The sequence below is a fragment of the Arthrobacter sp. AFG7.2 genome, from assembly GCF_002892835.1.
Taxonomy (GTDB): Bacteria; Actinomycetota; Actinomycetes; order Actinomycetales; family Micrococcaceae; genus Arthrobacter.
This window is the reverse complement of record NZ_PJMB01000012.1, coordinates 58,400-75,409: the sequence shown is the minus strand read 5'-3', so window position 1 is coordinate 75,409 and position 17,010 is coordinate 58,400. Positions and strand designations below refer to the sequence as shown.

Sequence of the window (17,010 nt, the reverse complement as noted above, 5' to 3'; positions counted from 1 at the left end):
TGGATGCAGCGATACGGCTCGCTGTTCCTACGTTCTGCTGATGGAAAGATCCACCACCGTCAGCGACGGAAGCTCCGGCTCGGGCGGCAGGGCGCGGGCCCCCGTCCCGTCCCCGAGGTGGCGGTGGACCAGTACGGGAGGGTCCACTGCCCCGGTCCGCACCGGTGCCGGTTCACCCCGGGGAGCCTTGTTTCGTTCGCAGCAGTCCTGCTCCAGCTCGTCCGGCTCAGCAGAGGGAACGGCCTCATGGACAACGGCCTGGCTGTCACCGGGGACAAGGGCATACCGGCTCCCCGAGGTATACGAGGCAGCACCGGCAATGAGCAGGGCCAGGAGCAGCCACACGAAACCGCTTCGCAGCGAAACAGGGCCGCGAAGAATTCCAAGCGCAGGCAAACCCAGTATGGCCATCACCATTTCCTGTCAGGGACTTTTATTCAGCGTAGCTTCGGTTTCCTGTTCTGCAGGTCACATGAGTATTACTTTCGCGCACCTCCGGGAAGACTGGGGCTACTTCGGGGTCCTGCCCTGTTGCTGCCTGGTGCCGACGGAATCGGCCAGGTCCATCAAGCTTTTTCGTTCAGGGGCTGAATAGCCGGCGGAGGCAATGGCGTTGCGCATGCGGCCAAGGTGGTCCATGATCTCTGCCCGGCACTGGCCCTCCTGGTCACACCAATGAAGCTCGTGGAGGAGCCAAAGGAGCCGGGCAGCCACGGCAGCGTCCGCAGCCCCGTATTGCCGCGGCTGGTTCATGGCCATGTCAAGGAAGTCCTGGAGCCCGGGAAGGGAAAGCACCACCCTGACCCGCCCGTCGTCGTCGGCAAGGTGCTGGGAGCCGGGATCCCTCCCTGCCAGACGGCACAGGAGGACCGAAAGGTGCCCGATGACGTGCACTGCCGTGGTGGGGTCATTGATGCCCGGGGAGAGTGCCCGTGCGGCGACATCGATAAGCTGCCGGAACCCGAATTCGATGTCCTGGACTTTGGTGCGTTCAACACCGGTCTCCACAGCGGCATTGACATCGCGTGCCAGCTTCTCCCGGACCTCGGCTGTGAAGGATGCTCCGGGCGCCAGGGGCCAGGCGGTGGCAAACGGAACACCCTCCACCAGTGAACTGCCCGGTTCCCGGTCGATCTGAAGAACAGCACCGCAGTCCTTCGCCGCCTGTAGGAGGGCATCCTGGTTAAGCGAGGTCAGAAAACCCGAGGATGCGCAGGTGATGGGGAAGCTGCCAGGTCCCGGAAAGGGTTTGGGTCCCCGCCGGGGACGCTCCTCGGGAAAGACCCGGTCGATGGTGTCCTGGGTTTCCAGGTTGACCCTGCGCATCATGGTCTCCACCCGGATCTCCCGGGTGAGGTGGGCCAGGAAAAGCACCAGCCCGACGACGCTGGCCATGGCGAGCGCGTACGCCACTGTGACGGAAATTTCAGGTACGAAAGCGGTATTTCCGTTACCTTCCTCCCGGACACTTCGGAGGACCGTCAGCGCGAAGGCGAACGCTGCAAGGAACAGCGCGAGCGTTCCGTGGACAAAGCGGTCGGAGGTGAAGGTCCTCAACAGCCGCGGCGAGAACTGGCTGCTGGCCAGCTGCAGCGTCACCACCGTCAGGGAGAACGTCAGCGACGTCACGGTGATGAGGGACCCGGAAATGGCCTGCAGGACCGCGCGCGCAGCTTCCGGTCCACCGCTGAAGAGAAAGACTGTGACACCCTCCGGCAGCCGGCCGTCCACAGCCGAGTCCAGGGCGGGCAGTGCGACGCCGAGTACCACGGCGAGGGCAACTGCCACCACCGGCAGCGGCCACAGCTGGGTCCGCAGGGCGTCCATCCAGTGCGCACCGCGTCCGTTCATCTGCAGCCATCCCTTCCACCCGCCAGCCGGCGTGAAGCTGGCTGAACCGGAAATACTCAGCGTACTGTCAGTGACGGTACCCTGTCCCTGCCCCAAAGCGGCCCCAACAAAAGGAGCATGACGCTGATGTGGTTTGATTCCTGGGCTGAGATTCTCCGCGTCCTGATCATTGGCTCAGTTTCATGATTGAACCCGGCAGCAACATGAGCCCCGGCGCCTACTCTGCGGAGTCCACCAGCCTTCACCGCGCAGAACTGCTGGCCCGCCGTCTTGATAAGCCAATGGGGATCCTGGGCGTCATCTTCCTCTTTGTGGTCCTTGGCCAGCTGGTTGCATCGGAACCGGCAATGGTCAATTTCTTCACGGTAGTGGGCTGGCTCTTCTGGGCAGTCTTCGTGTCCGAATTCCTGCTGCGTGCCTACATCGCAGGGTTCAGCAAGGACTTTTGGCGGAAAAGCTGGTGGCAGGTGGTATTCCTCCTGGTGCCGTTCCTGCGGTTCTTCCGTGCCCTGCAGGCGCTTCGGCTGGTCCGCATCGCCAGGCTGGCGCGGTACGGCTCGATCCTCTCTGCAGGGGTCCGGGGCTCCCGTTCTGCCGGAAAGCTCCTGACCAGCAGGATCGGGTGGCTCACCGCCGTCACCGCCGTCGTCATTCTGGCATCCAGCCAGCTCCTCTATGCGACAGGAGAGCACAGCTCCTACGGAGATGCCCTCTTCGAATCCGCCATGGCCGCCGTCACCGGCAGCGGCATTACCGGCACCAACCTCTTCTCCCGGGTGATCCAGGTCCTTCTGGCCATCTACTCCGTGGCTGTTTTCGCCACCCTGGCGGGTACCTTGGGCGCCTACTTCCTGCGGCAGAAGGAATAACTGCGGCTACCGGGCCGACAGGTGTTCAAGCATGGCACCGGCAATCTCGTGGGGTGAGTCCTCCATGGGGATGTGCTTGCCTGCCACTTCAACCAGGTCACTGGCCGGCACTTCTGCAACGTAGCGCCGGGCAAAGCTGATCTTCTGGAAGTCATCGTCCCGCCCCCAGATGAGCCTGGTGGGCACCGCGGCCGCTTTCAGTGCAGGCAGCAGATCAAGGGTGTAACGGGAATCAGCGGCGCCGGCCATCGCCATCCAGGACCGGGCACGGTCTGGGCTTCGCCAGGGGAAGACATAGTCCTCTATCTCTTCCGTGCTGAGGGGACGTTCCACGGTCAGCTGCATGGTCTTGGTCCGGGCCGCGAGAAGCTCCTCGCTGCTCGTCCCTGCCCGGACGGCCGGGTCGCGGAACCGTTCCACTGCCGGCACCGGCCAGGAATCGAACATCACGGCGTTGACCAGCACCAGGCGGGTCACGCGTCCGGAGTACGCTGCCAGGTGCTGGGCTACTCCCCCGCCAATGTCGTGGGCGGCCACCGCAAAGGTCTCCAACCCCAACGCATCAGCTGCGTCCAGCACCACCTGCGCCAGTGCCGGGACGGCTGCTTCCTCAACGTCCAGCTGCCCTTCACTGTGACCGAACCCCGGAAAGTCCAGCGCCAGGCAGTGCAGCTCCGCGGCAAGCTGCGGCAGGACCGGCTTCCACACACGGCTCCAGAATGTGCCGTGCAGGAGCACCAGGGGCGGCGCATCCGGGCTCCCGGCTTCCAGGTAGGAGAGCTTTGTCCCCTTCACTTCCACGGTCTTTCGCACTACAGAATTTTCGGTCATCATCAGCTCCTTGATCTGGTGGGGCTTCCGGCACGCGCTCTGCCTCAGTTGGTACCGTACGTACCCTTCTGTGCGCAAAGATCGCGCTGACCGCATCATTGCCGCGCCTGCAGGGTAATAACGGCCAAGTAACTGCCGCCCGGAAACCCGTTGCATATCCATCACGTGCGTTGATTTCGGTTCCGGCGCCTGCCTACCGTGGAAATTGGGGGACGCAAAAAACCTGATCCCAGCGAATGATGAGGATCCCATGGCACTGTCGGACGAAGAGCGCAGACGCCTTGAAGTGCTCGAACAGGAATTGGCGTCCAGCGATCCGGAGCTGGTCCAAAAACTTCAGGTTGCTGAGCCCGGCAGGCACCGGAGAGAAGCAGCCGGAACTGTCCACGGGGTCCTGGCACTCATCGCCGCACTCGCCCTGGTCATCGTGGGTGTTGCGACGGAACTCATCATTGTGGGTGTCGCCGGCTTCCTGCTGATGATTGCCGGAGCGGACCGCCTCCTCAGGGGCGTCCACTTTAATGACGGGCCGCACTCGGGCCACCACGCCTAAAGGGACGGTGGAATCGGACCCTCAGCAGGCGGAGTAAGCATGACGCACTGACTAAAGGAGGACCGAAATGCATGTCCCATCAGGCGCCGGCTCACGAAGAGCGGCGAAAGCACTGTCCACGGCACTTTCCATACTTTTTCTGGCCGCGTGTTCGGGAGCACCTGACGAGGATATGTACGCCATCGCCAATGGCGTCGATGCGGAAGTGGGCGGCATTGAGGTCCGCAGCCTGCTGATAGTCTCGGCGGCCGAATCGGAACCGGGACGTCTGCTGGGAACGCTTTTCAACCGGTCGCAGGAAGCGGTGGAGGTGTCCCTCTCCGATGCTGATGACAAAGTCGCGGTAGTGGTTGAAGGCAATACCAATCACGGATTTGATACGAATCCGGCCATCCTCGACTCCGTCGGCGACATTCCCGGGTCCCGCGTGACAGTGACAATATCGGCGGGCGCGGAGACGGAGGAGCTCCAGGTCCCGGTCCTGGACGGAACCCTCGAGGCTTATCGTCCCTATCTGCCGTCGGTCCCGCCCTCTCGCTAGGACCCCACACACACGAAGGGTGCGGCTCCACCGGAGCCACACCCTTCATCCATAAAATCTGCCGGACCGGGAATCAGTCCTTCTTGAAAGCGTCCTTGACCTTCTCGCCGGCCTGCTTCAGATCGCCCTTGGCCTGGTCGCTTTGCCCTTCGGCCTTCAGGCTCTCGTCACCGGTCGCTTCGCCAGTGGCTTCCTTACCCTTGCCGCCAAGCTTCTCGGCAGCATTTCCAATCTTGTCGTCCAAACCCATGGTGTTTCTCCCTACGGTCGGCTCCCGCCGGCTCCGCCGGCGGCTTACCCTCTCATCGTAACCACAAAACACTAAGGCTGCTGACTATTGGGCAGGGTGCGTCCCTTTCCGGTGCTGCCTGCCTGGCCGCAGGTGGTACGCCGGCAATGCGGACAGCTCGGGTGCTCAGGCGCTGGTTGCGTCCTGCACCTCACCCACAAGTTCCTCAATAATGTCCTCGAGGAAGAGGACCCCCGTGGTGTTGCCCCTGGCGTCAAAGACCTTGGCGACGTGGGCACCCGTGCGGCGCATCGTGGCCAGCGCGTCCTCAAGCTCGCTGCCGCTGAATGCGGACGCCAGGCGCCGGATGCGCTTGGCCGGCACGGGCTGGGTGAACTTCTCCTGGCTGGTCAGGTCCATGACGTCCTTGAGGTGCAGGTAGCCGGAGGGCTCGTCGTCGTCATTGGTAAGGATGTAGCGGGAGAACCCGTGCGCGGCAACAGCCCGCTGGATGTCAGCCGGGGTGGCTGATTCCGGCAGCAGCACCATTTCGGAAATAGGCACCTCGACATCGGCCACGGTCTTGGCCGTGAACTCGAACGCTGCGCTCAGCGTTCCCGTGGTATCCGTCAGCATGCCGTCACGGGTGGACTGCTCCACGATGTTCGCCACCTCATCCAGGGTGTAGGCACTGGTGGCCTCGTCCTTCGGCTCCACCTTGAACAGGCGCAGGATGGAGTTGGCGATGCCGTTCAGCGTCCAGATCACCGGCTTGACCACCCGGGAGACCATCACCAGCGGCGGGGCCAGGATCAGGGCTGCACGGGTGGGGACCGAGAAGGAGATGTTCTTGGGAACCATCTCACCCAGGACCACGTGCAGGAACGTCACCAGCAGCAGCGCCGTAATAAACGCGATGATGCCGATCGCCTCGTAGGAGAGGGAGGTCAGGCCCAGCGGGATTTCCAGCAGGTGGTGGATGGCCGGTTCGGAGACGTTCAGGATCACCAGAGAACAGACGGTGATGCCCAGCTGGCTGGTGGCCAGCATCAGCGTGGCGTGCTCCATGGCCCACAGCGTGGTCTTGGCAGCCTTGCTGCCGGCCTCGGCCTTGGGCTCGATCTGGGAGCGGCGTGCCGAAATGACGGCGAACTCGGCACCGACGAAGAAGGCGTTGACCACCAGGAGCACCACCAGCCAGATAATGCCGGGAAGGTATTCACTCATGGGTCAGCTCCTGCGTCAGGTCATCAATGATGCGGTCGTGCGGGCTCTTCGGCGCCTCCTGCGACGCGTCCGGGGTGAAACGGATCCGCTCCACATGCGTGCCCAGGACGCGCTCCACCCGCAGCATCCCGCCGTCGATCCCTACTTCATCGCCCAGTTCCGGGATGCGGTCCAGCTGATCCGTGACGAAGCCCGCCAGAGTGTCGTATTCCTCGCCGTCCGGCACAGTAATTCCGGTCCTGTCCAGCAGCTCATCCGGCCGCAGCGACGCATCAAAGGTGATGGACCGTCCGGTCCGGACCACACCGGTGCGGGCACGGTCGTGTTCGTCCTCGAGCTCGCCGACGATCTCCTCCACCAGGTCCTCGAGCGTCACGATCCCGGCGGTACCGCCGTGCTCGTCCGAGACGATGGCCACCTGCAGTCCCTGCTTGCGCAGCAGGACCAGGAGTGAGTCAACGCTCATGGATTCCGGCACCCGCAGGGGCTCGATCATCAGCCCAGATGCGGTCACCCGGGACCGGTCCGCCAGGTCCACGGCGAAGGCCTGCTTGACGTGCAGAACGCCCAGCACGTCGTCGCGGTCCTCCCCGATGACGGGGAAACGGGAGTATCCGGTGGCCGTTGCCAGAGCCACAATGTCCTCGGCAGTGTCATCGGCGTTCACTGCCGTCATCCGTACGCGGGGCGTCATGACGTCCGCGGCGGAGTGCTCCGAAAACCGCAACGTGCGGTGCAGAAGCACGGCGTGATCCTGGTCAAGCACGCCTTCCAGGGCCGACCGGCGCACCAGTGAGCTCAGCTCCTCGGCGCTGCGGGCACCGGACAGCTCTTCCTTCGGCTCGATTCCAAAGGACCTGATGATCTTGTTCGCAGTGTTGTTGAACAGCAGGATCACGGGCTTGAACACCGTGGTGAAGAGGGCCTGGAAAGGGACCACGAACTTGGCCGTGGCCAGGGGAAGGGCCAGCGCGAAGTTCTTGGGAACGAGTTCACCGATCACCATAGAGAAGACGGTGGCAGTAAAAATGGCAACGACTGCGCCGATACCGGGAACGACAGCCTCGGGCAGGCCCATGGACAGCAGGGGGCCACGCAGCAGCGAGCTGATCGCCGGTTCAAAGGTGTAGCCGGTCAGCAAGGTGGTCAGGGTGATGCCAAGCTGCGCACTTGAGAGGTGCGTGGAGGTGATTTTCAGCGCCTTGATAGTGGGGTTCAGGCGCTTTTCCCCGCGGGCCTGGCGGGCTTCAAGATCGTTCCGGTCCAGATTAACCAGCGCAAACTCGGAAGCCACAAAAAAACCGGTACCCACCGTCAGGACGAGGCCGATACCGAGCATGATCCATTCATACATTCGGGCGCCCCTCTCCCGTGGTGGCCGGATAACCGGTCAAAAGGCGGAGGGGCTTGGGCATATGTGAAGGAGGGTCATCCATGATTGCACCATCCTACCGGCGCGGCCTTCTGCCCGCGGGGCCTGTACGCCCACAGCAGAGCGGCGCCGCTCAGGGCACCCACACCGTGCAGTTGACGGCGTCGGCCACCATCTCCTCCATGTCCCCGGTGCGGTGCAGGACCTCCAGCTGCCGCACGGCACCGGTTCCCACGCGCAGCAGATCGTCCACCAGTTCTTCCACCCGCTGCAGGTCGCCGATGTCTTCCAACACTTCCCGGAGGTGGTTGATCAGGGCATTGACGACGGCGAGCGCAGGGGCAGGACGGCTGGTCACCGGGTCCAGGAGTTCCCCGCGCAGTCCCCACCGGCCAGCCTTCCACGCCGCCAGCCTCAGCAGCGCCGAGGGGACGGCGACCGGCTCGATTCCCTCCCGCCATTCCCTCGCGGCGGTCTCCACAAGCCCCCGGGCGATTCCGACGAGGAGCACCGTGTTCTCCGGCCGGAGGCACACATCCGCGACCCTGAACTCCACCGTTGGATAGTGCCGGGAGAGCCGGGCATCGAAGTAGATCATGCCTTCGTCCAGGGCGACGCCGGTGCTCACCATGTCATGCACCAGCTGGTGGTAGGCGTCCGGGGAGCCGAGGATCTCCAACGGCCCCGCGGACGGCCACCGGTTCCAGACCTGGGACCGGTAACTGGCGTACCCGGTATCCTCGCCGTGCCAGAAGGGTGAGTTGGCGCTGAGGGCGACCAGAACCGGCAGCCAGATCCGGATCCGGTCCAGCACCGCCACGGCCTCCTCCGGCGACTCAACCGACACATGAATGTGGCAGCCGCAGGTGAGCTGCTCCCTTGCCGTCAGCCCGTACTCCTCCCTCATCGCCACAAAGCGCCGAAGCTGCACCGGATGCGGACGGGTGGGCAGCGGTGACGTTCCCAGCGCCGCAACCCGGACACCCACGTCCCGGGCCGCCCTGTCTGCGATGGCGCGTCCTGCAATGATGTCCGCCTCCAGTCCATCCATGGTGGAGTGCGGCGGCGTGACCACCTCGATCATTTCCTGCTGGAATTCCGCGGTGAGAACCGGCCCGGCTCCTGAATCCATTGGACGGACGTAGAAGGCCAGGAGCTCACCGGCCTTCGGTACCGCCTCCCCCGTCGCCGGATCCACCAGGAGGAGTTCCTCTTCGATTCCAAACGTCCGGAGGCCGCTGGCCGGGTACTGCGCGGCACCGGTGCCTTCATTGCCCGGGGTGGCCATCGCCGTCGTCCTTTGCGTAGTGCGTCTGTGCCAATTCTTCCCAGAGGCACGCCAGCGTCACCGCGCCGTCCAGCAGGACGTCCAGGCTGGCGCTTTCGTCGCTGTCATGCCAGTGGTCCTCCACCAGGCCCGTCCCGAAGAACAGGACCGGCGCGTGCAACGACCGGCTGAGCAGCGCGGCCGGCCCGCCGCCGGCGTTGCCCATCCGGCCCACCTTTTCCGCCTTGAACCCGGCGGCCATGGCACGTTCCAGCGCTGACACCGCCGGGTGGTCAGGGGTGCGGTATGGCTCCTGTGCCGTCGTCAGATCGGGCACTACCGAGTGCCCAAACGCATCCCCTATGGTCGTTTCCACCCAGCGCTGCAGCAGCCCGGCTACTTTCTCCACTCGCTGTCCCGGTACGGTCCGGAAGCTCAGGTCCGCCGTCGCCACTGCAGGCACGGCTGCACGGGACACCCCCAGGGGGTCGCCGGCAATGAGGGAGGTGACCTCGACGGCGGGACGCAGCCACAGCCGCTCCAGCACGGTGTACCCCTCTTCACCGGTGATGGCGCCGCTTTCGGACCGCGCCAGCCAGTCCTCGTCACTGAACGGAAGGTCCGCGAGCGCCTGCCGCAGGTCCCCGGGAAGCGGCTCCACACCGTCGTAAAATCCCGGAATGGCAATCCGCCCATGTGCGTCATGCAGGAGCGACAGCAGCCGGCCCAGTTCGATGGCCGGGTTGGGCGCGTTGCCCGAGACGGCGCCGCTGTGGACATCGCGCCCCGGCCCATACACCTCCAGGCTGGCGCTGAGCATCCCGCGCAGGCTCACGCAGAGTGCCGGATGGTCCTCGCGCCAGAGCAGGGTGTCGGAGAACAACACCAGGTCCGCCTGGAACCTTCCCGCCTGCTCCTCCAGCAGCTGGGCCAGGTGCGGGGAGCCGCCCTCTTCCTCCCCCTCGACGAGGTACTTCAGGTTGACGGCGGGGACGGCGGTGGAATCCCCTGGCACGCCAAAGCCGGACGAGCGCTGTTCCAGGTGCGCACGGATTGCCCACAAGTGGGCCAGGACCTGCCCTTTGGCGTCCGAACTGCCCCGCCCGTATAGCCTGCCGTCCCGCACCACGGGCTCGAACGGTGCGGTCTGGTCCCACTCCTGCGGCTTCGCCGCGCGGACATCGTGGTGGCTGTAGACCAGGACGGTGGCAGCGCCTGGCGCCTCGCACCATTCGGCGTACACCGCGTGGGACTCCCCGGTGGGAAGCACCTCCACCACCGGAAAGCCGGTTTCGCGGAAGGCAGCGGCTAGCCAGTTGGCCGAGCGGAGCAGGTCCTGGGTGTGCTCCGGATCCCCCAGCACGCCCGGCACCCGCACCCACTCGGCCAACTGCTTCTCCACCTCACCCCGGTGTGAGCGGACATAGGCGTGAAGGCCCGCGCCGGCGTCGTTTTCCCCGGCGTTTACGCCTACCGCGCCGCCGTTGCTGTTGCCGGGGGCGTGCAGGCCGGGGCCCTCGTGGCCCGGGCCGTCATGGCCCTCGAGTCCGTGATACTGCTCCACTGCTCACCGGGGCTGGGCAGGGTTGGTGGGATCGCCCTGTGACGGCGGGTTGATGGGAGGACCGGGAACGCTGGCCGTTTGCGGCGTGTCCGGCTGGCCGGTGTTCACTTCGGGCGTGCTGGGCGCCTGGGGGCCGCGGGGCACGGTGCCGCCCTGCAGGTCATGAAGCCTCTTCTCGAGGATCTGCATGATGGGCAGGCGGTTCCCGTGGGCCTTCTCGTACGTAATCAACTGCGCCATCTGCGCCTCATCCAGGCCGGAGATGCGGGACGGCAGGGTGCCCACGGGCAAGTGGTCGTAGTCGGGCAGCGGCAGTTCCTTGTGCAGGGGTACTTCGTTCATTGTTGTTCAGCTCCTTCATCCAGTGAGGTCAGCAGGTCGGCGCAGGCCTGTTCACAGCGCCGGCACGCCTCCGCGCAGACCTGGCAGTGGTCGTGCATGTCCGCGTGCTTATCGCACTCCTCCGCGCAGGCCCGGCAGGCAGCGCGGCAGGCTTCGAGCAACGCCCGGGTTACGGTGCCGTTGTAGCCGGCATGGCGGGACAGCACATTTCCGGTTGTTGCGCAGATGTCAGCGCAGTCCAGGTCCGTCCCGATGCAGGTGACCAGTTCCGCCACCATTTCCTCGCTGAGGCAGGCGTCGGCGCAGGCGGTGCAGGTCTGCGCGCACTCGAAACAGGCGGCGATGCATTCTGCCAGTTTGGCTTTGTTGAACTCATCGAGTCCTTTGGGGTGGGCGTCGATCATGGCCCGTATGTGTGTCATTCCGTTCTCCTTCCGTGACTGGCAGCGCTAGGCAGTGGCCTCGGCACCGGACGGTTCCGGCACCTGCAGGCCTGAAGCGAAGATGGACTCCGCCATCTGCGCCGCAATGGTGTCCCAGTGGTACTTCTTCAGCAGCTCGCGCGTCTTGGCCCGGGGCCCGCGCGAGGGATCCCGCAGGCCGAGGTTCCGGCACAGGGACGCGAACCCGGCGGCGTCGTCGCGCAGGTGCACCACCCCTGGGAAGTCAGCCACCACGTCCGGCACCCGCGTGGAAACCACCGGCAGGCCGGCCGCGAGGTACTCGAGAGTTTTGGTGGGGCTGATGGAGCGGGTGGCCTCATTCAGGGCAAAAGGCATAAGCGCTACATCCAGGCCGGTCATCGCATCCGGAAGGTCGGCGTAACAGGTGTACCCTTCGTAGCTGATGTTTGGTGCCTGCGGCAGGCTGGCCGGGTCAATCTTGGCCACCGGACCGTACATTTTGATGTCCCACTCAGGCAGCGCCTGTGCCAGGCCGGCGATCAGCTGCAGGTCCAGCCGCTCGTCAAGAACCCCCACGTATCCCGCAACCGGACGCTGCCCGGGAACGCGGGCCTCCGCCGTCGGAATCCGGTAATGCTCCGGCTCCACTCCGCTGGGGAAGAGCAGGGTGTCCGCGCGGCCCTGCCGCACCATGGACCGGTGGAGCGAACGGCCGCCGGCAAACACGACGTCGGCCCGGCGCAGTGCCTGCCGCTGCCTCACCACCAGCTCGGGCGGGGCGTCCTTGAACGCGGCGAGATCGTCCATCACGTCATAGACAAGCGTGGTGGGCTTGAGCGCGAGGGCGAGTTCCAAGGCCAGCGGGGTGTACATCCACACCACGCGTTCGCCCACGGGTTCGCCCACCAGTCCGGGAAGCTGGTCAATGTAGTCCGGCAGGACGTCGTCGAAAAATCCCACGTGGTGGCCCTGCTCAGGAATCTCCAGCCAAGCCCGGTTCAGACCGTCCACCCGGCTGGAATTCATCCGGTTCCCGCCGGTGAAATCAGGCGAGGGCGTGAGCGGCTCCTCCACGTACCAGGTGGAACAGCGGGAGCCCAGGCGGGACACGAGGTGCTGGGGACGCTGCCATACCCAGTCCCACCGGAGATGCGACAAGACGATCAGTTCACTCTGCATTGACTATCCTCAATTCCATTCGGGTCTGCGTGTTGGGCAGGCTGTTTCCCAGATCCGCGTCAGGGGCCTCCATCCAGTTCCAGTGGGACATCTGCGACTCGTAGCCGCGCAGCCAGGTGGCCACGGGCTCGCCGAGCGTGAAGGCCGGCAGGTCTTTCGACGGCGTGCCGGCGGCGGCTTTTGCATAGGATTCGGACATAACGGAGGGCTGCCGGGCCAATTCCTGGTCCAGCCAGTACACCCCCACCGGGTCGATGTGTCCGTCATTGCGGTACAGGAGGGTGTCCCAGTCCGTGGAGTCGATCACCGGGAACCAGCACAGTCCTTCGAGGGGCACGCCCATCTGCCGGGCCCGCTCACACTGTTCGAGGACGTACTTGAACCAGGTGGCACGGTCGGAAGTGCGGCCGCGGACGTTGGTTTCGGTCAGCAGGCACGGCAGCCGGTAACGGTCCCAGTACAGGTAGATCTGCTGGGCAAGGGGCAGCGGGTAGGGGGTGTTGGGCGCGCCGCCCTGGTCATCGAAGTGCCACTGGCAATGGGCGTAGTAGTCCAGTCCCAGCACGTCGATCCGGCCCGGCTCCAGGTCCTGCAGCGCCTCTCCCCCGGCTTCCCGGAGCATGTCACCCATGGGGCCCTGGGGGTCGTAACCCTTGCCCAGGAAGCTGTCCAGCACCAGGAACCGGCGTTCATTGGCCATGGTGGCGTACGCGCTGCCGCCCGCGCCGGCGCCGGTGTGGTGCTCGCAGGTGTCCACCCACACGTGCTTGGCGCCCGGCAGCATCTCGGCGTAGGCGCGGCTCGCTTCCGCGACGGCGGGCAGCACGTTCAGGATCTGGCCCACGAAGTTGTCCAGGCCTTTTTGGTAGGGCGGCCAGATGGCCTCGTGCCCGGTGAGGAACAGGGTAGAGAAGGGCTCGTTGAACAGCGTGTACTCCTCCACCCAGGGGTACCGCCGGGCGAACTCCCCGGTGTACCTCAGGTAGGCGGCGCTGAAGCGGGGGTCCGCGAATCCGCCTTCCAGCCACTGGGGGTAGCTGGTGTGGTGCACCAGGTCCACGATGGGCCGGAACCCATGGTCGCGGAGGTAGTTCAGCACCTTGTCCGTGTCAGCCCAGTTGAATACTCCCTGCTCGGATTCCACCCGGTGCCACCGCACCGGGTACCGGAGCCTCCGAACACCGGAACCGGCCAGCAGTTCGAGGTCCTTCTTCCAGTGCACGTCATGGGCAGTGGATTCAAAGATGTCCATATCGTGCCGGGGAAGGTACGTGCTCTCGAAGGCGCCAATGATGTCGATTCCGCTCATATGCCTGCCCCTTTCCGCTGCAGGGCCGGATCCTGGATGGCAGTGCGTCCGGGATTGCCGGCCAGGTGCTCATAAACGAGGTCCAGCAGCTCCGCGGCTCTCCGGTTCAGCCGCCGTGACTCGTCCAGGTCCCTGTCCAGCCGGACGATCTCGGCGCGAAGTTCGGCGATATCCGTTGCGGCTATGGCCAGCCGCAGGTTGACCTCTTCCAGCGGGTCACTCAGGGGCTCGTGCTCGTGGATGGCTTCGATCAGGGGATCATTCATGGCAGGGCCCTCACTTTCACTCGTTGGGTGGGAATGGCGCCGTTGTCCCGGCGCCCTGGTTGTGGTGGAACATCGTCTGCTGCCAGCCCCAGTTCTGCGAGGCTGGCCTTCAAGCCGGTGCCATCCATGGCCGCATAAAAGCGGCAGTCCGGAAATGGGGTTTTAGACCCGCCCACCTGGACTTCCAGGTAAGCCGCCGCATCCTGGCCCTGGATCCGCAAAAGCTGACGGATCAGCCCCAGCGTGTTTTCCCGGCCTTGCCAGTCGAGCGAGTTCAGCAGCAGCCGTGCGTACACATGCAGCGGACCTGCATCCTCCTTCACGAGTCCGGCCAGCGGGGCCGTCTCCCGAAGCGAGTTGAGGTTTACCCGGCGGAAGGCCAGGGACCCCGGGCCGGCCTGTTGCCCGCGCAGGTGCTCAATGGCGGGGCGGCTGTAGTCCACAGCCACCACATGATGCCCCTGCTCCGCGAAGTGCTTCGCGTCTGCACCGAGACCGCAGCCCAGCTCCAGGATCCGTGACCTTCGGGGCAGCTGGCGGGCCAGTTCCTCCGCCCAGTCCGACGGCGTGTGGCCGGGGCCGTGCCCGCCCTCACCCCGCAGCTGCGCCCGGTGGTGGTCCTCCCAGTTCTCCCGGTCCCAGTCGAGGCCGCCCAGCCACGTGTCATACCGGCGGCGTGCCGGCGGCGGCGTGACGAACCGGAACGCGGGATCAGGGGTCTGCCAGCCCGGACCATATATTGCGGCCAGCATGGCTTCCGGATCAGCCGGCGCGGGCAGCTTTCGGCCGTTGATGATCAGCGTCCGGAGCGGAAACACGGGCACTTTTTCACAGTGCTCGCGGGCATGGAACGTGCCGTGGAACCAACCCCCGGTAATGAAGTAGGTGAAGATATCCAGGTAGAACCGGTCCGTCCCGTCCGGGCCCGGAAAGAGCAGCTGAAGGTGCCCTGCTGAATGCCGGACGGTTTCGTAGCCCCGTGCGTGCAGTGCCCGCTCCAGTTCGAAGCCTTCCAGCACAATGTCCGACGGGTTCTCGTGCCTGCTGAGGTAGGCCAGGTCCACGTCGTCGTCGCCGGGCATGATCCGCCCGTCCCTAACCGGCCCCAGCAGGGTCCCGCCCGTGACGAACAATTCCTGGTCCCGGCTCCGCATCCACTTCACCAGCCTGCAGGCCTCGTCCAGCGCCTCGTCGATCAGGTACGCCCGCTGGCCTTCGAAGTTCCGCGCGATCCGCCCCCACTTGTTGATGATCTGGGGCATTCCGGTGCCCGGCTCCGCGAGCGAGAACTCGTCCGGTGAATCATCAAAGGCGACTGTCGCCGTCGGACATAACGGCCTTCCATCCTGCCGCACGCTGAGCCGGGCCCACCCGGACAGCCGGCCGGCCAGGGCCGGCGGCCAGTCGATGACGTACCCGGATCCGCGTTTGGCGGCCTCACCGGAATGGACACTCCAGATTGGCCTGTCCCCCAGCAGGATGGACAACGTGGTGCCGGCCGGTATGGGCGGTCCAACGAGGGTCAGCGAGTGCCTGTCGGCCCGGAGGCTGTGGGTGTGGGTGGGGGTCTCCACGTCCTGGCTCATGGCTGCGCCACCAGCTGCGGATCCTTCGCCGCGTCCGTGAAGGGGAGGCGGACGTCCACCACCTGGCCGGTCATGGCGGACGCCAGGACCTGCAGGCTGGCCCCGGCCACGGCCGCCGCGGGCAGCAGCGATCCTTCCTCCTCCACGCCGAACGCGCGGGTCCGCATCGGTGTGGCCGTCCGGCTGGGGCTGATGCAGTTCACCCGGATGCCGTCCGCGCTCCATTCATCCGCGAGCGCCTGCGTGAGGTTCACAATGGCGGCCTTGGTGGCGGAATAGACCGTGTAATTTGCCCTGCCCCGGGTGTAGGAGCTGGAGGCGAAGAGCGTCAGCGAACCCTTGCTCTCAGCCAGGTATTTCTGCGATTCCTGCGCAACGATGAACGCCGCCGTGAGGTTGACGTCCACATCGTGGTGCAGCTGCTCGTCTGTCAACTGGGCGAGCGGGCCCACGCTGAGGACACCCGCGGAGAGGATGACATGGTCCACGCGGCCGTACCTGGCAGCCGCTTCGGCGAGTGCCTGGGCCACGCACTGCCGGTCCTCCACGTAGGTGCCGTTGCCGGTGCGGCTCTGCCCCATCACCAGGACACCCTCGGCTTCCAGCTGCTGGACGAGTTCCAGGCCGATGCCCGAGCTGGCACCGAACACCAGGGCCGTTGAGCCGCGGAGGCCCGCAGTGCTACCGCCGGGAAGCGCTGTCTTGTGCCGGAGCTGGAACAGCTTGTCCGCGATGTGGATGTCGATGGGCTGGGTGATCTTGATGTTCGCCTCGTCCCCGTCCACCACAAAGATCGGGACGTCCGGGCAGTACTTGAGCACCACCGAACAGTCATCCGTGGCGGCGAAGTCCGGGTCCTGGACAGCCCGCTCGTACGCCTGCGCGATCACCGGCATCCGGAAGGCCTGCGGCGTCTGGCCCCTGCGCAGTTTTGCCCGCGGGGGCACCGCTTTGATGAAGTTGTCATCATCCACTTCGATGATGGTGTCGGCTGAGGGAATGGCGGTGTCGACGGCGGCGTAGACGTCCAGTGCGCGGATGCAGGCGCCGATGATGTCCCCGTCCAGCAGCGGGCGGACGGCGTCATGGAAGATGACGTTCGCGTCCTTGTTCCTGATGGCGGCCAGGGCCAGGCGGGACGTCTCGCTGCGGTCCGTTCCGCCGGGGAAGATTCCGGTGATCTTGGCTGGTCCGTTCCTGCGCAGGAGTTCCTCGGCTTTGGGTATGTAGCCGGGGGTCATCATGATGATGACCTCGTCCACCAGGTCGCAGGACTGAAAGAGCTCCACGGTGTGTTCCAGGCTGGTCCGTCCCGCGATGGGGACGAACTGTTTGGGGATGTCCAGGCCCATTCGCGCTCCGACGCCGCCCGCCAGGATGACGGCCGCGTTCCAGGTCCGGACGCCCCTGTCCGGTTGCTGGCCCTGGTCCTGCGGGTGCCGGTCCTGCGGGCGCGGGTCCCGTGGGTTCCGGTCCAGCGGGTCCCGGTCCTCAGGAGGCGGGTTATGCCGGCGGGACGTGCTCTGCGTGCTGTGGCGGCGCGCGTCAGTGCCGTGCGCTTCCGGGGGGAAAGACGGTGGTTGCTGTTCCATGGCTGGTCCTTTCGTTACTGGTGGGTGG

General features: G+C 65.5%; 18 protein-coding genes. 3 read left to right on the top strand and 15 right to left on the bottom strand.

All coding sequences use genetic code 11. The features are described 5' to 3' along the window. Positions 1–27 precede the first annotated feature (27 nt). Together CXX84_RS17165 and CXX84_RS17160 are read right to left on the bottom strand one after the other, a co-directional pair. The gene (locus CXX84_RS17165; RefSeq protein ID WP_102977932.1) at positions 28–411 is read right to left on the bottom strand and encodes a hypothetical protein; all 384 of its coding nucleotides are present in this window, start codon (positions 409–411) and stop codon (positions 28–30) included. Between the two features lie 99 nt (positions 412–510). Then, positions 511–1,851, bottom strand: coding sequence for a DUF2254 domain-containing protein (locus tag CXX84_RS17160; RefSeq protein WP_102977931.1), 1,341 nt, complete (start codon positions 1,849–1,851; stop codon positions 511–513). Positions 1,852–2,033: 182 nt separating this feature from the next. Here CXX84_RS17160 and CXX84_RS17155 point away from each other — a divergent pair, with 182 nt between their 5' ends. After that, positions 2,034–2,720, top strand: coding sequence for a hypothetical protein (locus CXX84_RS17155; RefSeq protein ID WP_223253139.1), 687 nt, complete (start codon positions 2,034–2,036; stop codon positions 2,718–2,720). A 6-nt stretch (positions 2,721–2,726) separates the two neighbouring features. Here CXX84_RS17155 and CXX84_RS17150 read toward each other — a convergent pair whose 3' ends face one another. After that, a complete protein-coding gene (locus tag CXX84_RS17150; RefSeq protein WP_223253138.1) occupies positions 2,727–3,551 on the bottom strand; it encodes an alpha/beta fold hydrolase in 825 nt (274 codons plus the stop codon). 250 nt (positions 3,552–3,801) lie between these two features. Between CXX84_RS17150 and CXX84_RS17145 the strand changes: the two genes are divergently transcribed. Then, the gene (locus tag CXX84_RS17145) at positions 3,802–4,104 is read left to right on the top strand and encodes a DUF3040 domain-containing protein (RefSeq protein ID WP_102977984.1); all 303 of its coding nucleotides are present in this window, start codon (positions 3,802–3,804) and stop codon (positions 4,102–4,104) included. Positions 4,105–4,171: 67 nt separating this feature from the next. After that, positions 4,172–4,645 (top strand): hypothetical protein, encoded by a 474-nt coding sequence (locus tag CXX84_RS17140; protein WP_146031889.1) that lies wholly within the window; start codon positions 4,172–4,174, stop codon positions 4,643–4,645. 73 nt (positions 4,646–4,718) lie between these two features. Here the strand turns inward: CXX84_RS17140 and CXX84_RS17135 are convergent, their stop codons facing one another. The 12 genes from CXX84_RS17135 to CXX84_RS17080 form a co-directional block, all read right to left on the bottom strand. Further along, positions 4,719–4,895, bottom strand: coding sequence for a CsbD family protein (locus tag CXX84_RS17135; protein WP_102977928.1), 177 nt, complete (start codon positions 4,893–4,895; stop codon positions 4,719–4,721). A gap of 165 nt (positions 4,896–5,060) precedes the next feature. After that, the gene (locus tag CXX84_RS17130; protein ID WP_102977927.1) at positions 5,061–6,101 is read right to left on the bottom strand and encodes a hemolysin family protein; all 1,041 of its coding nucleotides are present in this window, start codon (positions 6,099–6,101) and stop codon (positions 5,061–5,063) included. Then, positions 6,094–7,455, bottom strand: a complete 1,362-nt coding sequence (locus CXX84_RS17125; protein ID WP_102977926.1) for a hemolysin family protein — start codon at positions 7,453–7,455, stop codon at positions 6,094–6,096. The genes CXX84_RS17130 and CXX84_RS17125 overlap by 8 nt, the downstream gene beginning before the upstream one ends. 151 nt (positions 7,456–7,606) lie before the next feature. After that, positions 7,607–8,761, bottom strand: coding sequence for a glutamate--cysteine ligase (locus CXX84_RS17120; RefSeq protein WP_102977925.1), 1,155 nt, complete (start codon positions 8,759–8,761; stop codon positions 7,607–7,609). Then, positions 8,742–10,304, bottom strand: coding sequence for a M20/M25/M40 family metallo-hydrolase (locus CXX84_RS17115; RefSeq protein WP_223253137.1), 1,563 nt, complete (start codon positions 10,302–10,304; stop codon positions 8,742–8,744). Before CXX84_RS17115 ends, CXX84_RS17120 begins: the two co-directional genes overlap by 20 nt. A 3-nt stretch (positions 10,305–10,307) precedes the next feature. Beyond that, on the bottom strand, positions 10,308–10,646 hold the full coding sequence (locus CXX84_RS17110) for a hypothetical protein (protein ID WP_102977924.1): 339 nt from the start codon (positions 10,644–10,646) through the stop codon (positions 10,308–10,310). Next, positions 10,643–11,068 (bottom strand): four-helix bundle copper-binding protein, encoded by a 426-nt coding sequence (locus CXX84_RS17105; RefSeq protein WP_102977923.1) that lies wholly within the window; start codon positions 11,066–11,068, stop codon positions 10,643–10,645. The genes CXX84_RS17110 and CXX84_RS17105 overlap by 4 nt, the downstream gene beginning before the upstream one ends. Before the next feature lie 27 nt (positions 11,069–11,095). Next, a complete protein-coding gene (locus tag CXX84_RS17100) occupies positions 11,096–12,229 on the bottom strand; it encodes a glycosyltransferase (protein WP_102977922.1) in 1,134 nt (377 codons plus the stop codon). After that, a complete protein-coding gene (locus tag CXX84_RS17095) occupies positions 12,219–13,538 on the bottom strand; it encodes a family 1 glycosylhydrolase (RefSeq protein WP_102977921.1) in 1,320 nt (439 codons plus the stop codon). The genes CXX84_RS17100 and CXX84_RS17095 overlap by 11 nt, the downstream gene beginning before the upstream one ends. Then, complete coding sequence (locus CXX84_RS17090) at positions 13,535–13,804, bottom strand: DUF6752 domain-containing protein (protein ID WP_102977920.1); 270 nt, start codon at positions 13,802–13,804, stop codon at positions 13,535–13,537. The genes CXX84_RS17095 and CXX84_RS17090 overlap by 4 nt, the downstream gene beginning before the upstream one ends. Next, positions 13,801–15,390: a class I SAM-dependent methyltransferase gene (locus tag CXX84_RS17085; RefSeq protein WP_189337636.1), complete on the bottom strand. Its 1,590-nt coding sequence runs from the start codon at positions 15,388–15,390 to the stop codon at positions 13,801–13,803. The genes CXX84_RS17090 and CXX84_RS17085 overlap by 4 nt, the downstream gene beginning before the upstream one ends. Next, the gene (locus CXX84_RS17080; protein ID WP_102977918.1) at positions 15,387–16,982 is read right to left on the bottom strand and encodes a bifunctional cytidylyltransferase/SDR family oxidoreductase; all 1,596 of its coding nucleotides are present in this window, start codon (positions 16,980–16,982) and stop codon (positions 15,387–15,389) included. Before CXX84_RS17080 ends, CXX84_RS17085 begins: the two co-directional genes overlap by 4 nt. Between the last annotated feature and the right edge of the window lie 28 nt (positions 16,983–17,010).

Coding starts and splice junctions, on each gene's coding strand:
- CXX84_RS17125 (WP_102977926.1), bottom strand. CDS start 7,455: ATGTATGAATGGATCATGCTCGGTATCGGCCTCGTCCTGACGGTGGGT.
- CXX84_RS17095 (WP_102977921.1), bottom strand. CDS start 13,538: ATGAGCGGAATCGACATCATTGGCGCCTTCGAGAGCACGTACCTTCCC.
- CXX84_RS17130 (WP_102977927.1), bottom strand. CDS start 6,101: ATGAGTGAATACCTTCCCGGCATTATCTGGCTGGTGGTGCTCCTGGTG.
- CXX84_RS17145 (WP_102977984.1), top strand. CDS start 3,802: ATGGCACTGTCGGACGAAGAGCGCAGACGCCTTGAAGTGCTCGAACAG.
- CXX84_RS17140 (WP_146031889.1), top strand. CDS start 4,172: ATGCATGTCCCATCAGGCGCCGGCTCACGAAGAGCGGCGAAAGCACTG.
- CXX84_RS17085 (WP_189337636.1), bottom strand. CDS start 15,390: ATGAGCCAGGACGTGGAGACCCCCACCCACACCCACAGCCTCCGGGCC.
- CXX84_RS17160 (WP_102977931.1), bottom strand. CDS start 1,851: ATGAACGGACGCGGTGCGCACTGGATGGACGCCCTGCGGACCCAGCTG.
- CXX84_RS17080 (WP_102977918.1), bottom strand. CDS start 16,982: ATGGAACAGCAACCACCGTCTTTCCCCCCGGAAGCGCACGGCACTGAC.
- CXX84_RS17090 (WP_102977920.1), bottom strand. CDS start 13,804: ATGAATGATCCCCTGATCGAAGCCATCCACGAGCACGAGCCCCTGAGT.
- CXX84_RS17155 (WP_223253139.1), top strand. CDS start 2,034: ATGATTGAACCCGGCAGCAACATGAGCCCCGGCGCCTACTCTGCGGAG.
- CXX84_RS17165 (WP_102977932.1), bottom strand. CDS start 411: ATGGCCATACTGGGTTTGCCTGCGCTTGGAATTCTTCGCGGCCCTGTT.
- CXX84_RS17150 (WP_223253138.1), bottom strand. CDS start 3,551: ATGACCGAAAATTCTGTAGTGCGAAAGACCGTGGAAGTGAAGGGGACA.
- CXX84_RS17110 (WP_102977924.1), bottom strand. CDS start 10,646: ATGAACGAAGTACCCCTGCACAAGGAACTGCCGCTGCCCGACTACGAC.
- CXX84_RS17105 (WP_102977923.1), bottom strand. CDS start 11,068: ATGACACACATACGGGCCATGATCGACGCCCACCCCAAAGGACTCGAT.
- CXX84_RS17135 (WP_102977928.1), bottom strand. CDS start 4,895: ATGGGTTTGGACGACAAGATTGGAAATGCTGCCGAGAAGCTTGGCGGC.
- CXX84_RS17120 (WP_102977925.1), bottom strand. CDS start 8,761: ATGGCCACCCCGGGCAATGAAGGCACCGGTGCCGCGCAGTACCCGGCC.
- CXX84_RS17100 (WP_102977922.1), bottom strand. CDS start 12,229: ATGCAGAGTGAACTGATCGTCTTGTCGCATCTCCGGTGGGACTGGGTA.